This window comes from Rhizobium sp. K102, assembly GCF_022385315.1.
GTDB lineage: Bacteria > Pseudomonadota > Alphaproteobacteria > Rhizobiales > Rhizobiaceae > Rhizobium > Rhizobium croatiense.
Genome location: NZ_CP092438.1, coordinates 329,963 through 345,413, shown reverse-complemented (window position 1 = coordinate 345,413; position 15,451 = coordinate 329,963). Strand labels below are relative to the sequence as shown.

16 protein-coding genes are annotated in these 15,451 nt (G+C 58.4%); 1 reads left to right on the top strand and 15 read right to left on the bottom strand.

Features of this window, described 5'->3' with window-relative positions; genetic code table 11:
* Positions 1–23: 23 nt before the first annotated feature.
* The 3 genes from MHI61_RS32225 to MHI61_RS32215 form a co-directional block, all read right to left on the bottom strand.
* Positions 24–785 carry a slipin family protein gene (locus tag MHI61_RS32225; protein ID WP_239793518.1) on the bottom strand — a complete coding sequence of 254 codons (762 nt, stop codon included), beginning with the start codon at positions 783–785 and terminating at the stop codon, positions 24–26.
* 28 nt (positions 786–813) lie between these two features.
* Positions 814–2,214, bottom strand: a complete 1,401-nt coding sequence (locus MHI61_RS32220; RefSeq protein WP_239793517.1) for a nodulation protein NfeD — start codon at positions 2,212–2,214, stop codon at positions 814–816.
* 122 nt (positions 2,215–2,336) lie between these two features.
* Complete coding sequence (locus MHI61_RS32215; RefSeq protein WP_239793516.1) at positions 2,337–2,840, bottom strand: hypothetical protein; 504 nt, start codon at positions 2,838–2,840, stop codon at positions 2,337–2,339.
* Positions 2,841–3,095: 255 nt separating this feature from the next.
* Between MHI61_RS32215 and MHI61_RS32210 the strand changes: the two genes are divergently transcribed.
* Entirely contained in the window at positions 3,096–3,620 is a 525-nt protein-coding gene (locus tag MHI61_RS32210; RefSeq protein WP_097584199.1) for a tetratricopeptide repeat protein, read from the top strand.
* A gap of 177 nt (positions 3,621–3,797) precedes the next feature.
* Here the strand turns inward: MHI61_RS32210 and MHI61_RS32205 are convergent, their stop codons facing one another.
* From MHI61_RS32205 to MHI61_RS32150, 12 genes are all read right to left on the bottom strand, one after another.
* Positions 3,798–4,367, bottom strand: a complete 570-nt coding sequence (locus MHI61_RS32205; RefSeq protein ID WP_239793515.1) for a hypothetical protein — start codon at positions 4,365–4,367, stop codon at positions 3,798–3,800.
* A gap of 67 nt (positions 4,368–4,434) precedes the next feature.
* Positions 4,435–5,739 carry an AAA family ATPase gene (locus MHI61_RS32200; protein ID WP_239793514.1) on the bottom strand — a complete coding sequence of 435 codons (1,305 nt, stop codon included), beginning with the start codon at positions 5,737–5,739 and terminating at the stop codon, positions 4,435–4,437.
* A gap of 15 nt (positions 5,740–5,754) precedes the next feature.
* Positions 5,755–6,699 (bottom strand): type II secretion system F family protein, encoded by a 945-nt coding sequence (locus tag MHI61_RS32195; RefSeq protein WP_239793513.1) that lies wholly within the window; start codon positions 6,697–6,699, stop codon positions 5,755–5,757.
* Positions 6,700–6,706: 7 nt separating this feature from the next.
* Positions 6,707–7,663: a type II secretion system F family protein gene (locus tag MHI61_RS32190; RefSeq protein WP_239793512.1), complete on the bottom strand. Its 957-nt coding sequence runs from the start codon at positions 7,661–7,663 to the stop codon at positions 6,707–6,709.
* Complete coding sequence (locus tag MHI61_RS32185; protein WP_239793511.1) at positions 7,660–9,108, bottom strand: CpaF family protein; 1,449 nt, start codon at positions 9,106–9,108, stop codon at positions 7,660–7,662. Before MHI61_RS32185 ends, MHI61_RS32190 begins: the two co-directional genes overlap by 4 nt.
* 16 nt (positions 9,109–9,124) lie before the next feature.
* Positions 9,125–9,697 carry a L,D-transpeptidase gene (locus tag MHI61_RS32180; protein ID WP_239793510.1) on the bottom strand — a complete coding sequence of 191 codons (573 nt, stop codon included), beginning with the start codon at positions 9,695–9,697 and terminating at the stop codon, positions 9,125–9,127.
* A complete protein-coding gene (locus MHI61_RS32175) occupies positions 9,694–10,836 on the bottom strand; it encodes a pilus assembly protein (protein WP_239793509.1) in 1,143 nt (380 codons plus the stop codon). The genes MHI61_RS32180 and MHI61_RS32175 overlap by 4 nt, the downstream gene beginning before the upstream one ends.
* Before the next feature lie 28 nt (positions 10,837–10,864).
* Entirely contained in the window at positions 10,865–11,488 is a 624-nt protein-coding gene (locus MHI61_RS32170) for a TadE/TadG family type IV pilus assembly protein (protein ID WP_239793508.1), read from the bottom strand.
* Positions 11,482–11,961 carry a TadE/TadG family type IV pilus assembly protein gene (locus MHI61_RS32165; protein WP_239793507.1) on the bottom strand — a complete coding sequence of 160 codons (480 nt, stop codon included), beginning with the start codon at positions 11,959–11,961 and terminating at the stop codon, positions 11,482–11,484. Before MHI61_RS32165 ends, MHI61_RS32170 begins: the two co-directional genes overlap by 7 nt.
* Positions 11,958–13,562 (bottom strand): TadE/TadG family type IV pilus assembly protein, encoded by a 1,605-nt coding sequence (locus MHI61_RS32160; protein WP_239793506.1) that lies wholly within the window; start codon positions 13,560–13,562, stop codon positions 11,958–11,960. The genes MHI61_RS32165 and MHI61_RS32160 overlap by 4 nt, the downstream gene beginning before the upstream one ends.
* 94 nt (positions 13,563–13,656) lie before the next feature.
* Entirely contained in the window at positions 13,657–13,962 is a 306-nt protein-coding gene (locus MHI61_RS32155) for a hypothetical protein (RefSeq protein WP_239793505.1), read from the bottom strand.
* Positions 13,946–15,436 carry a type II and III secretion system protein family protein gene (locus MHI61_RS32150; RefSeq protein ID WP_097584177.1) on the bottom strand — a complete coding sequence of 497 codons (1,491 nt, stop codon included), beginning with the start codon at positions 15,434–15,436 and terminating at the stop codon, positions 13,946–13,948. Before MHI61_RS32150 ends, MHI61_RS32155 begins: the two co-directional genes overlap by 17 nt.
* Positions 15,437–15,451 lie beyond the last annotated feature (15 nt).

The following is a 15,451-nucleotide window of genomic DNA, read 5'->3' as shown; positions in this document are numbered from 1 at the left end:
CCCGGGCTATGCCCTTCGGTCGATCACTTCGGCTTAATGGCCATCAGATTGCCCAACTCCATCGGGAAGGGAAATAAAATCGTCGAAGTCTTCTCGCCGGCGATGACGTTCAACGTGCTCAAGTAACGAAGCTGCATCGCCTCCGGCTGCTTGGCCAGAATTTCGGCAGCTTCCAGTAGCTTGGCTGCAGCTTGCTGTTCGCCCTCGGCATTGATAACCTTTGCGCGGCGTTCGCGTTCGGCTTCCGCTTGGCGAGCAATCGCACGAATCATCGACTCGTTGATGTCAACATGTTTGATCTCGACAGTGGCTACTTTAATTCCCCAAGCATCCGTCTGAGTGTCAAGGATTTCCTGAATATCCGAGTTGAGCCTGTCACGTTCTGCGAGCATTTCATCGAGGTCGTGTTTGCCGAGCACGGAGCGCAATGTCGTCTGGGCAAGCTGGCTTGTTGCCATCATGAAATCCTCGACCTGTATTGTCGACTTCTCGGGGTCGATAACCCTGAAATAGATCACCGCGCTGACACGAACCGAGACATTGTCATGGGAGATGACGTCCTGGCTGGGGACATCGAGTACACGCGTGCGCAAGTCGACTCGGATCATCTGCTGGACATAGGGGATGAGCAGAATCAAGCCGGGTCCCTTGACTCCGGTAAAGCGGCCAAGTGTGAACACGACGCCGCGCTCATATTCCCTCAGGATCTTAACCGCGGATGCGAGGATGGCGACCGCAATGACAATGACCACCAAATAGAAGGCAAGATCTGCAAACATATCCATGACTCCTCCTCCTGCTTCCTGAGCGCCGTTAAGTGTCCTTTGGACGGCTGGCGACTTCGAGCGCCAGCCCATTGCGGCCGATCACGCGGACAGGGTCACCAGCAACAAGGGGTTCGGCGGAAACCGCCTTCCAGCGTTCGCCATGCGCAATGACGTACCCCGTGAGCCCCGTCCAACTCTCGACTTTACCGGAAATGCCGATCATCTCCTCTGCACCGGTGGCAACCTGGCGCAAGCGCGAGGTGAATGCCAGGCGAGCAACGACAAGGCTAAAGGCTAGAATCGCAAATGCAATTGCGCCCAGTAGGGGGCGTGACACTTCCAGGCCGGGTATATCGGGATCAAACAAAATGGTTGCTCCCAGGATCACGGCTACTCCGCCGCCGATGCCCAAAGCGCCGAAGCTTGGCGAGTGCGCCTCAGCCACAGTCAATCCCACGCCGAGGAAAATAAGCCCGAGGGCGGCAAAACTCACCGGCAGCAATGCCAGGGCATAGAGACCAAGCAGAAGGCAGATGCCGCCGATCGTGCCAGGAAGCATTGTCCCAGGTGCGAGAAATTCGAAGATCAGGCCATAGATGCCGACCATCATCAGGATGATTGCGATGTTCGGATCGGTGATGACGGAAAGCAGGCGCGTGCGCCAGTCAGGCTCGAATTCCTGCACGGCCAAACCGGCGGTATCGAGTCGGACCTCCGTTTGACCGACCCGCACCACGTGCCCTTGTGCCTTTGCAAGGAGATCGGTGACATCAACTGCCGTGAAATCGATGGCATGTTCGCGCACTGCCGCAGTGGATGAAAGGCTCGCAGCTTCACGGACAGCACGCTCCGCCCAGTCGGCGTTGCGATTGCGCAATTCCGCAAGCCCGCGGATGTAAGCGACTGCGTCGTTAACGGCTTTTGCTTCGCGGGCATCGCCTGGAGCTTCTGCCTGCTTGCCACCAGGTTCGCTCGGCTTCTTTTCGGGTTCCGTATCGCCGAAAGGCTTTACGCCGAGCGCGATTGGTGTCGCCGCACCTAAATTGGTCCCGGGCGCCATGACCGCAATGTGGCTTGCGTAGAGAATATAGGTGCCGGCGCTGGCAGCCCGTGCCCCGCTTGGCGCGACGAAGCTCGCGACAGGCACCGGCGAGGCAAGGATCGCGCGAATGATTTCCCGCATGGAGCTGTCAAGGCCACCCGGTGTGTCCATTTGCAGAATGATCAACACCGCTCCGCGTTCGCCAGCACGCTGAATGCCTCGTTTTACGTAGTCAGCTATCGCGGGCCCAATGGCGCCGTTCACCTTGAGAACGACAGACGCGCGGTCAGACGCCGACGGTGCGACGAAGCCCCATGCTGAGAGCAGCAAAAACAACAAAGTGAAGATTGGCGGTTGCCATCGCCAACACCTTAATCCCCGCGTGACAATCTGCGGAACGTACATGATATTTAATATATGTCGGAATTTACAAAGAAAAAGAATGAGGCGTCTCATGTTTACGAACAAGCGAGAACGCCGAGACTCTACCGATTATTATTGAGCAGGGGCGGTTCGACCCTTTTCGATCACGCGGACAGTGTGCGCTTGATGATTCTTAAATGACAGCAGATGCAGGCCAAGAAGACGGATATAAAAAGGAAGGTCCCGAGCGGTGAGTAGGATAGCGGCAGGAACGACCAGTCGCCTCGCTGAAGCTGAGGGATCGCAAAGTTGGAAAGACCGGCTTGCGCAACTGCTGCCCGCCCCAAGGTCAGACCGGTCGCGATCAGCGCTATATGGGCATGGATAAATCCTGACCGGTGGTGTCGTTGCGGCTGCAAGGCCACCCGGATCCCGAAAATCGATGCAAGCATCAACAGGACCATGGCGCTCCAAATTCCAATGCCGGGTACCGCCAAAAGCAGATAGATCGGCTCGCGCATGACAGGAAGAATTGTCATATGCAGCCACCAGGCGGAGGCACTCGAGGGGTAGCTTTCCAAGAGCAGCATGCTGAGGATGAAGATCGATGCTATCGCGTAGGCCAGTGATGGCCCAAGTCGCATCAGCGTGAAAATAGCGATCCGCATAGGCGTCCCATCTTTGACCTGACGAACAGGGTAGGTGACGTCGATTAATTTTCTACTCTGAGAATCACCGGGCACATGATACCAACTTTGGATAGTTGGCGTGTATCACCTTTGCGCGTGCCGGCGAAGACCGCATCTGTCGTTTTTTTGCGACTATTTGCTCAAATTCTGGAGTTGTTAGCTTTTTTTTACGATGATTTTCGGTGAGCGCATCCGAATCTCAGGTAAAGAATGTCTGATGGGGGATCAAGTTGAATGTTGCAGATCAGAGCTGGAACTAAATGCATTGCGTTTTTGATAGCGACTGGAGCAATTTTGGCTGGTTGCCAGTCATCCGGCGTTGATGGTCTTGCTGCCTATGGCGATAGTGCAAAGACCCTTGAGGATGACTCGGCCGTCGCCTTCTACAAGAACGACGAGTTGATAACCAACGGGAAACTGCAGTTTCAGGAAAAGAACTACGGAAAATCCTACGCCATCTACAAGCGAGCGGTTGACGTTTTTCCGGAGGATCCGGCCGCCTGGCTAGGTTTGGCAGCCTCGGCCGACATGGTTGCCCGCTTCGACACGTCCGACCGCGCCTACCAGCAGCTTTCGCGAATGATCGGCAACACCCCGGTCTACTACAACAATATCGGATACTCTCACCTATTACGCGGTGATTTGCGCAATGCCAGACGGTATTTCCTGAAAGCCTACGAGCTTGATCCCGGGAACGAAGTCACTGCCCGTAATCTCGAATTGATGAAGAACAGCGTGAATCACCCTCAGCGGGGATAGCCCTTCGTCGATTTGGCAGTCTGCATCAAGCCAATGCATGTCGCTCGGAAGTGTGCAGCGGTTCCGGGATAACGACATGCATAAGAACAAAGAGCTTTAAGAGCGCCGTTGCCGCATTGCGAGCATCGGCGCGGCGGCGACCACCGATTGCTTTGGAGATTTTGCTGAAGCCGGTGTCTACCGTGCCTTCCGAAGAATGAGCTGTCCTTCCGGCGAGAGTGTGCGTTCGTAACGCGGCAGGTTATTGACGGCAATGCCCTCTGCTCGGATGGACGCAAGAGTGCTGTCTGGATTTTGAGTCTCCACTGGCACGGCGCGGGGTGCGAAAAATTGTGCTGGTTCCTTGCCGGGTGCGCTCAGGACCAAAGCTGACCCCATGCGTGTACCGCTTATGTCGTCGCGCATCCGTTCATTCGTCGAAAGTATCGCCTTTTGCAGGCCTTCCATGTCCTGACGGATAGCGGCGAGTTCGTCGGCCTTGGCATTGCTCGCGATCTTGTCCGACTGTTTTTCCATTTGTCCTCTCAGGCCATCGATGGACCTTTTGAGGGCGGAGATGATCTCACGGCTCTCGCGAACATCCGCTGAGTTTTTGGCCGTATAAATGAGAACGCCAGCATTCACAGGCAAGAGCATAAGGAGCAGACCGACGAGCAGCGGGTTTCTGGAGGTTCTCGGCTCAATTGCTCGCGTATTGCTTGGTCTCGCGTCGCCTGCTTCGCCTTCGATGCTCGGGATGCTGGTCATTCGTTTATTCCCCCGTAAGTCGTTAATGGGATCGATTTAGGCGCCGTGTTCGGCGCCAAGTCCGCAATCATTCCGATGTGAATACACCTTCCCAGGCCTGTTCGAGCATATCGAGCGACGCGATTCTCGCTATGCCGTTGAATTCGCAGTAAGAACCCACGAAATCCAAAAGATATTTCGGATGATAGCAAGACGCTAGCACATCGTCTTTGTACTTGCGATCGTAGAACAGGTGCAGGTCCGGATCACAGACAGCCAATCCGGTGCCGCTCGCATAGGATTTGAAAATTCTGATATATTCGTCGCGCGACGGAGTGTTCACAAAGATCTTGTACTTGAGGCGCCGCAAGCCGGCCTCGTCGGAAAGGTCCTTCGGTGCGATATTCGTCGAAAATACGACCAGTTCGTCAAAGGGAACCTTGAACTTCTTGCCGGTGTGCAGCGTCAGGAAGTCATAGCCGCGCTCGAGCGGCACAATCCAGCGATTGATGAGCGCCTGCGGCGCCACCTGTTGGCGCCCGAAGTCGTCGATGATGAAAACGCCGCCGGACGCCTTCAAGTGTATCGGCGCTTCATAGACATTTGGTCCCGCATTGAAGGTGAGATCGAGCTGATCGAGGGTCAATTCCCCGCCGGTCTTGATCACCGGACGGCGGCATTCGATCCATCGTCGATCGCCTTTGGGACGGGATTCTGTGTCAGCCTCCGATACGGGGTGATGCACTGCCTCATCATAGAAACTGATGACATGGCCGCCGACCTCGATGGAATACGGCACCCAGATGGTTTGGCGAAACAGGTGCGATGTCCGCTCGGCAATGCTCGTCTTTCCGTTGCCGGGTGGCCCGTAAAGCAGGATCGAGCGCCCGGAGTTGAGGGCCGGGCCGAGCTTTTCGACAAGCGCGTCTGAGAGCACCAGCCCGTCAAGGCTTTCGGTCAGCCGCTCCGGGGTCACGCGCTCGGAATGGATGGACTGCAAGTCGATTTGCCGGCAGAAGGCGTCCAGCGACACCGGTGCCGGTCCGACATATTGGCATTGACGCGACGCCGCGTGGGCATATTCGAACCCCTTCATCGACAGCGCATATCGAACATCGGATCTGACATCCTCACCGGCCAAGCCGCGAGCCTCGAGGTAGGCGAGTTTCACCAGTTCCTTGATCAGGATATTGACGATCACTTTCGGCAGTTTCATCCGGTCGGCCAGATGAGATGCCGTGGTGGTGTCCTGTTCGGCCGCACATTTTGACGCCAGCCGAAGCAGGAACGACGGATCCAGTCCCGCTTGTTCGATGCTTGCCGGTGCCATCGGCATACGCGGATCGAGGGAGATGATGGCATCGTTATGATTCTGTTCGAGCGAATACTGCATACGACCTCGCTTGGCTCAACCGCCGGGTTTCATGCCGATGAGAAGACTGACGACACGGATAACAATGGGAACGAGAACGATGATGAGGCTTACCGGAAAAAGGAACGCGCCGAGCGGCAGCAGCATCTTGACCGGCAGAGCGTTCGCCTTTTCCTCCGCGCGAACAATACGCAGGTCGCGCATTTCCTTGCTGTAGACCCGCAGCGTCTGCGTCACGCTGGTCCCGAGCTCTTCCGATTGGCGGAACAGAACGGAAAGGGCCCGGGCCTCGTCAATCCTCAGGCGGGTGGCAAGGTTAGCGAGCGCCTCGCGCAATCGCCGGCCGCCCCGCACTTCCAGCATCATGATCGACAGATGCAGGCCGAAGTCCTGCTTCTTGTCGACGAATTCCCGGGCAACACGGTTCGCCGCCGCCTCGATGCTCATCCCCGCATCAAGGCATACGATCAGCATATCCATGAAATCGGGAAATAGGCGACGGTATTCCCTCTCCTTGGCGGCGCCACGCCGGTCGATATAGATGTTGACCAGAATGAAGGTCATGCCCGCAGCAAACATGGCAACGATCAGGGTCGCCATCTGCGACATGTTCGGCGCGATCCGGTTTAAGGCCCAGACCGCCGCGACGAGCACGCTGATACAGACCACCGCCCTGATCACCTGGAAGGTGGTCACGGCGCCGGCAGCGAAATACCCCGCCCGAATCAGCCGGTTCTGGGTCGAGTTCGCATTCGTGTCACGTCGCGTAATCTCGAAATAGCGACGGATCAGGCGGTTTTCCGCCTCGCCGAGATCGGCAATCGTCGTATCGCCAAGGTGGAATTCCTCGCCGGCCGCCGCCGAGCTCTTCGACACCCGAACCGAAACCTCGCGCCGTCGAAAAAACAATTCCGAGGCTGCCGCAGAAAATATCAGCACTGCAAAGAAGACGATGAGGTAGATTCCATACTCACTCGACATGACCGCCTCAGTACTCGAAGTTTACCATCTTGTAGAGAATGACGTTCCCGATCGCCATGATGGCCAGCAAAACGCACACCACGGCGGTTCCGTGGCCGCTGTCCCAGACAGGATCGAAGTAGGTCGGCGACAACGCCTTGATCATCGCGTAGAGCAGAAACGGATAGACCGACATGAAGATCGCCGTGATGCGTCCTTCCGAGGAAATCGCCCTGACCTTTGCCCTGAGCATTGTCCGGTCCCGCAGCGTCTTCGAAAGGTTCTGCAAGATCTCCACCAGATTTCCGCCGGTTCCCGCCTGTACGCTCAGCGATATCGCAAGCAGGTTCAGATCCTCGACGCCGACCCGGTCAGCCAAGTTTACAAGGGCATCGTCCAGCGTCACGCCATAGGTGAGTTCATCCGAGAGGAGGCCGAACTCGGTGCCGATCGGATCAGGCATCTCGCGTCCCACCAAAGCAATCGCCGCCGGCAGCGGGTGGCCGGCGGCCAAGCTGCGGTTGGCGACATCGAGGGCTTCAGGAAGCTTCAGTTCAAATTTCTTCATGCGGCGCGCCCGGGCGCGCCAGACGAAGAGTGCAGGGATGAGGAGGCCGATCAGGAGAAAGACGGGTATTCTAAGCAGAGTGCTCGGCACGAGGAACTGAACGACCAGCCACGTCAAGAGTGCGCCCGCGATCGTGAAGAGAGCAAATCGCCTGGCATCGAACTTGATTCCCGACTGGGCGTAGAACTGCAGCAGCCGCTGCATCATGGCGACTTGCCGCCAACTACCGGCGACACCGCGCTCCTTCAGCATATCGCTATAGGTCTTGCGATGATCCTCGCTGACCTCGAGCAAGCTCAGCCGATGGTTCACAGCGCGGTGGCGTTCGGATGTCTTGAAGTAGCCGCGCATGATCGCTTCGACAGCAACAAGGGCAGCGGTGAAAACGGCCGCGTAAAGCAGGGTGAGGGTGGTCATTGAACTGGTCCCGTTTGCAGCGGTTTACCGGGATCAAAAATCGCTACGGGAATCTCGATCCCGAGTTCGGCAAATTCCTCGACGAACCGCGGCCGGATGCCGGTGGCGCGGAATTCTCCATGGATCCGACCGCCTTCATCGGTGCCGATTTTCTTGAATTTCATAATCTCCTGCATCTGTACGACTTCGCCCTCCATGCCGGTGATCTCGGAAATCGAGACAACTTTGCGGCTGCCGTCGCTTAGGCGCTGGACCTGCACGATGACGGTGATGGCGGACGAGATCTGCGAGCGAATGCTCAACTGCGACATCGGCATCCCGGCCATGCCGACCATCTGCTCAAGCCGACCGACAGCGTCGCGGGGCGTGTTGGCGTGAATCGTCGTCATCGACCCCTCGTGACCGGTATTCATCGCCTGCAGCATATCGAACGCCTCGTCGCCACGAACTTCGCCGACGATGATGCGGTCAGGCCGCATGCGCAGGGCGTTTTTCAATAGCTCGCGCTGCCGGATCTCGTTGCGTCCGTCGAGTGTCGGCGGTCGGGTTTCCAAACGCCCGACATGTGGCTGCTGCAGTTGAAGCTCGGCCGCATCCTCGATGGTGATAAGCCGCTCCTTTGGAGAAATCTGCGACGAGAGAGCATTGAGCAAGGTCGTCTTGCCAGAACCGGTGCCGCCTGAGATCACCATCGACACCTTGCCCTTGACCGCGGCGCTGAGAAGGATGCGCATCGCATCGGCCATGGCGCCATATTGCACGAGGCGCTCCATTGTCAGCGGCTTGCGCGTGAATTTTCGAATGGAAACAAGCGGCCCATCGACCGAGATCGGCCTGATGGCGACGTTGACACGTGAGCCATCCTTGAGTCGAGCGTCAACCATCGGCGTTGACTCGTCGACGCGGCGGCCGACCGCCGAGACGATCTTGTTGATCACCCGGAGCAGATGGTCCTCGTCTTTGAACCGCACGGCGGTGCTCTCGAGCTTGCCGCTCCGCTCGACATAGACGCTGTTGTAGCCGTTGATGAGAATATCTGCGATGGTATCGTCGGCCAGCAGCGGCTCGATCGGTCCGAGCCCGAGCATCTCGTCGGTGATATCGCGGATCAGGTCATTGATTTCCTTGGCATTCAGCGGAAAGTTGTTATTCCGGATATAGTCCTTGACCAATGGCCGGATTTCGGTGGCGATCTCCTCGTTGTCGAGCGTGTCGAGGATCCCGAGGTTGATGCGATCGAGCAGGTAGCGGTGCAGATTGACCCGCTCGGAAACCATGTCCGCCCCGAGCGACGCCTCTTCGCCATTCGCCGCGGGGCTGTCAGAGGCCGATTGGGCAGGCATGTTCTGAACAGCGCCGACCAGAGACAGTTCGGCCGCCTCCTGATGTTTCGGGCTTTCAGGCTCCTGCTGCTTGTAGAAACGCCCCATGATGCCGTTCGCCATGCTTCCCACTCCTGTACTATTTTACAATAACCGTGGAACCGACTTTCACCCTCTCATAGAGATCGATGACGTCGGCATTGCTCATGCGAAAACAGCCCGATGACGCGAAACCGCCGACCGTCGACTGCTCGTTCGTTCCATGAATGCGGTAGAGCGTGTCGGTCCTGTCCTTGTAGAGATAGATCCCGCGAGCGCCCAATGGATTGAGCGGCCCGGCAGGCACCAGGTCCGGAAGTCCGGCTGAGCGCGCCTTCATCTCTGCAGGCGGGCGCCAGTCAGGCCACTCAGCCTTGCGTCCAACCTTGACGGTACCGCTCCAGCGAAATCCGTCTCGTCCGACGCCGATTTTGTAGCGGATCGCGCGTCCTTGGGAGATGACGAGATCCAGCGTGCGGTTGGCGGTGACGATGACGATTGTCCCAGCCGCATAGTTCATTTCGATCGCCACCACGGCACTTGTCGTCGGCCCAAGGCTTCGTGGCACAAGCCCGGTTGACGCGGCATCCCCGGCGGCGGCCAGAATTGCCAAAACCACAAGGCTGGCATGGGCGACGCGGGACCTTATGCGCCCACTGGTGACCGCCTTCATCGCACCAGTGCTCCGAGTTTACCGACCGCGGCGCAGAAGCGCGCCCGCGAATTGACTTGAAATGGCAGCACGCCGCGGTTAGCCGCCTCGCTCAAGGTGTCCCAGTCATCGCCAATGACATGCGTCGGGATATCCTTGAAAATCTTCTCCGTTTGTTGTCGGCGCACGCCGAGGCCGAAGAGCTTGGCGCGATATTTGTTGATGACGATGAATATCTGATCCGAACTGCCTCGCAGTCGTACCAGATTGGCAAACAAGTCCTTGGCTTGAGAGAGCGCGGGAACCGTCATCTCGGTGACGATGCAGATGCTGTTGACGGAAGTGAGTACATCGTATTTCCACGGCGTATCATAATAGGGAATGTCGATGATCGTGTGGTCGCTCTCGAAGGCGGCTACGTCGAGCATACGCAGCACGAGTTCACCGCCCTTCGGCGCCAGAAGGACGGATGGCTGCTTGAAGGACAGCAGTGAAAAGCCCCCCGAATGACGCTTTCTGACCAGATCGATAAATTCCAGATCGACCCGTGAAGGATTGGCAATGACTGGTTTCAAGTCGTAGTCGTTGACAAGGTTGAGATAATAGCCAAGCGTCCCGGCGCAAAAATCCGTGTCGAACAAGTCTACCCGCGGCGTGGAATTCTTGGTCGGCTGGGCCAGCACATGCGCTAGCGATGAGGCGATCATGCTGGCCCCGGCGCCGCCGACGGCTGAGACCACGGCATGCACCCGGCTGTCGCTCGCCCCGGTGCCTGGCGCATGGGTCGAAATCATGTCGATCAGTGCGCGGCGCTCGAGCGGCTTCTTCAGCCAGTCGTTGCCGTTCAGGCGGAAGAGCAGCCGCAGGATGTCGTCCGGCAGATCTTCGGATACGACGACGAGGGGGATATCCCGGTAGCTGGTGCGAAACGCGAAGAGCTCCGGACGCTGCAGCAATTCGCCCTTGTCGACGTCGAGAACGATCAGATCGAACTTCGTCGGATCGAACTTGCCCTTTTCTCCGAGCGCCTTCAGTGCCAGATGGCGGACATCGTAACGCGAAAGCGACCCGAACGTATCGAGCATGAAGCTCGCTGCAGCTGCGTCGTCGGAGAGAACCAGGATCTTGGTGGATGCGGCAATGTTCATGTGAGCTGTCATTTCGCTTTCCTACGCGTAATAAAAGGAGTCAGCAGGTTGAGCAGGTCTTTAGATCTTCCGTCGTGATCGTCACCGGATGGGCCGGGATGGTGACGTCGTTCAGTCCCAACAACCCGCCGAGGATCGGCAGATCGAAGGTGATGTCGCGCACCTCCAGCCGCATCGTCAGCACAGGCCCGTCCGGCCGTCCCCAGTAGCCGAGCCCAGATCGCTGATAGGTGACCATCAGGTTCTGCGGCTGGATCCGCCAGTTGAGATCGCAAATGCCGGGGTAAGGATCAGTTCCTGCTTGGCAAAGGCCGTCGCTTCCGCGAACAATCCGGTTCAATGCCGCCGTGCAGTTGGCAAGAGCCGGTCCACAGGTCGAGGATATCGTGGCATCGTTCGGCGCCGCTTTGCCGTTGTTGAGCGGATCGGCAGCTTCGATCGGGAAAACGGCATCGAAATTCGTCGTCAGCGGATCGGATACCGCCGCCAAACGGGCACCATATTGCAGTGCCTTCACCGTCTGGTTCCACTGCGACATGGCATAGCCGAACTCGATGAAGGCGGCAAATACCAGCATGACGATCGGAAAGGTCAGCAGAGCTTCGACAAGGCTGGCACCACTGCTATCATGCCAGAATGACTTGGTGGCCCTAGAGATCACCATCCGATGTATCTCTCTTCATGGAAGGAACTGATGGTGATGGCATCGATTCCCAGAAAGCCGAACACCGGCGAGCTCTTGTAGAGATGAGCAGTCGAAAGGGTGATGTTGCCGTCGGCATCCGGTGCAGTGATGGTGATGTCGGCAGGGTCCTTCCAGTCGGGGACACGGGATTTAGCGTCTGCCGCGGGTGTTTGCGTTCCGTAAAAGGCGATCGTCTTCGCAGTCGCCTGATTGCATGTCGGCACATAGGTTCCCGACGCCGGTCGGCATCGCGAGAGGTAACGCCCGGCATCGCGCAAGCCTGCGTCGATCTGCATGCGCTGCCAGAAGATGCCGCCGAACTCCAGTATCCCCGCCGCAAAGAGCGTCACAAAGGGGATTGCGAGCAGCGCTTCGGCAAGCACTGCGCCTTCCTCCCGCCGCCAGAAGCCCAGGCAAAGCCGATGCCGGATAAAATTGCGGAGCGCCATCATCTGACCAGCTCCGCTTCTTCCCGCAGGAATTCGTCCAGCGTACCGCGGCCACCCTTGCCAGTGATGTCGATCATCTCCAGGGAAAGGTATCGTTCGCCGGCGGCCTTTATCGCCGGCTTGGTCAGGAACATGCGCGCGAAGGCCACGGCGCGCGTGGCCTTGTGACCGTTCAAATGGCCGACCGAGGCTTCATAGCCGCAATTGACAATGGCTGAGAAGATCTCGCGGCGGTCACCAAATTCGGCCGCCGTATAGTTCGAAAGATCCGGCCCGCTATAGCACTGGCCGCCCGTTGCCGGTGTTCCGGTCTCACCATTGGCCGAGGCATGGCTGATGAAAGACGGGGTTGCAAGCTCGTAACGATAGACATCGTAAGCGGAGGGTTGGCTCGGTGTTCCGGTCGCCTGCGGGGGATAACTGGAGTAGTTGCTGAGAACTGTGCTCACCGAGGGCACAGTCGTTCCCTGCGCGACGTTCCAATAGGTGTTGTACTGCCAATTGTTGCCGTTGCTGATCTTGCCGCCACCAAGCGAGGTCATGGACGCTCCGTAGCCCAGCGGCAAAGCCTTGGTCGCATCGCCGACAACATCTCCGACCATGACAGGATCGTAGCCATCGCAGCTGTTCTTTCCCTTGCCGCTGATCGATTGAGCCGAACGTATGTTTTGGGCAGGCCGGTAACGATAATCTCCGTTCGCCTTGTTGAACGATGAGGAGTAATAGCCGAAACGCGTATTCACGCCGTCCTCGACAGGTCCCGCCTTTGCGCCGGTCTCCGTATCGAGGCTGTCCTGTGTGTAGCAGGTACCGGGATTGCCGGTGGCAAGAGCCTCCGCCAGCACGGACGCGCCATTGCCCAAGGGGGTCCGGAGGAACCCGAAATTGCCGGGACCTGGATTGGACGCCGCGGTGCTGTGAAGCTCGATCTGTCGCCCGTAGAGATTGCCGGCTGCAAAATTGGTGTGCAAGGCCGTCGCTGCATCCTCGCTGGCGCTTTCGCTCGTGTTCCCCACCGGCTCGAACGGATTGCAGATGAAGATCGGCGTCACATCGCAGGCGCTGGCGTGGTAGACCGCCACGGCGTCGGCAGCGACGTTGATCGTATTGCGGGTGAAGCCGACCGGGATCGGAAAGATCGTCTGCATCGCCTGCGGCTTGGCGATGACCCAGGCATAGGAAGCTTCGCTGGCCACCGTCGTTTCCATCGAAGACGGGATGGGCGTGTCGTCGTTGGCCGGGATGTCCTTCAGAAAAAGCACTGTAACAGTGCTCCCGGCATCGTTTCCGGCGTCATAGGTCACTGATATATTCGAGCCGAGCGACATGCCGGTTCCGCCCGCGGAGAAAGCCGCGCTATTGGAGATTTTCTCGATCGCTGTCTGCGCCCGGGTAATGGCATCATCGCGACCATCAAGTTCGCGGGCTCCTGCCAGCGCCATCGCATCGACCGCGTTCTGGAGATCGGTATGCAGGTTGCTGCTGCGGCCGACATCGATGATCAGCAGCGAAAAGCCGAGAAGCATTGGCATGGCGATGAGCGTCAAGGCGATGACATAGCCGCGATGATCGTTCCAGAACCGTCTGACAACCCTGCTCAGCATTGGCATACCCCCATCACGGCGCTATCCGCCGTGACGACCCCATTTTGTGCATTTTCCCTTCCGGCGCGCTGCCGCCGTTCATGCCTTTCGCCAGCTACTGGCTGGCGGTCGCCCCGTTGGACGCCCCATTAGCCCCCGTGGCCGGCGACGGCTGAACAACGCCAAGCCCGCCGTTCTGATACTGAGTGACCACCCTGCGGATCAGCTTGCCGTCGCTTGCGATTCGGGTTCGCTGGGCTTCCGGCGGGAAGGGGTCCTCGATATGGATGGCCTTGTTTGCTTCCACGGCGTTGCCGACCCCGAAGGTGATCGAGTCGCGATTGTTCATGTAGTCGGCGCAGCCGGAAGCAAGGCCGGCAGTGGCAAGGACGAGAAGGATCCGCTTAGCGTTTTGTAACAACGACTTTGCCTCCCTGATTCAGGTCAAGACGATGACCATAAGGCCCAGTCACACCTACGCCATTGCGAAAGCGTCGGAGCATGTCCTTGTCGACTTCCATGACACCGAGCGCGAAAAGCTCGACGTCATTAGAAGAACGCGTCTGATCGAGCGGACTGTAGAGATCCTCACCCGGGCGGGCCGGTCGCACGATGTGCGGGGTGACGACGATAACGAGGTCGGATTCCCTCTTCTGGAAACTCGTCGAACGGAACAGTGCGCCGAGGACCGGTATCTGCCCGAGGCCCGGCATTTGCTGGATGTCCTTGGCATTGATCGACTGCAGCAGGCCGGCCATGGCAAAGCTCTGGCCGTCGCGAAGCGCGACCGTCGTGCTGGCAGCGCGCGAAATGAAACCCGGATTGCCGTTGACATTGATCGACGGATCAAGCTCGGAGACTTCAGGCTCGATCTCCAGATTGATGACGCCGTCGTCAAGCACGACCGGCTTGAAGGTCAGCCGCACACCGAAGGGGCGATAGTCCGTCTCGGTGGCCACCGTCGAGCCGTTATTCGTCGTCTTCAGGATCGGCACTTCACCACCGGCATGGAAGCTGGCGGTCGAGCCGCTCATGGCGATGAGGTTCGGCTGAGCCAGGCGGCGCACCAATCCTTTCTGCTCGAGCGCGTTGATGACCACGTCGATGTGGCCGCCCGAGATTTCCAGCACCTTGGCGATCAACTGGCCGAAGGGCAGCATACCTGTTGCCGCACCCTTGGGGTCAAGAAGAGTACGGGATAGGCCACCGTTGTCGTTCACGGTGATACCCTGGCTGGTCGTCGCCTTGCCGATGCGGTTATTGTTGCCGTACCCGGACCACCCGATCCCGAGGTCACGCCCCGTCTGGCGCGAGGCTTCGATGATACGAACCTCCAGCATCACCTGCTGGCTGTCACTGACGCGCAACTGGTTCAGCACCGGCTGGTCGGAATAGGACTGGGCGATTTCAAGCACCCGCTGCAATTCGATCCCGTCCCGAACCACGCCTACCAGGCGAATGCGATCGTTGGAGTTTGCCACCCTGACCCGGGCCGAAGGCGCGGCAGAGCGAATGGCGGAGGCGACTTCACTGAAATCGCTGGCGACGCGGATGTCGATGACTCCGAGAAGCGACTTGTCGTCGCCATAGACCGAGATATTGGTGGCGCCGGTCTTCTTGCCGCGGATGAACAGCGACCGATCTGAAAGCGGCACCACGTCGATCATATCGGCGCTGCCGATGACGAGATCGCCGAAGGGCTGGCCGGTATTGAGCGTCAGCGTCTCGTTCGGAGGCAATGTCACATGCTGTACCGATTTGCCGAGCGTGACGGACTTTTCCTGTGCGCTGGCGGAGCCGGCAAATCCAGGCCCTAAACACACACAGGCCGAAAACACTGCCGCTAGTGCCGCAAGGCTTTTCGTCCTTGCGATTCTTCTCTTGCCGTTCGCCATGCCTGCTTTAGCCCC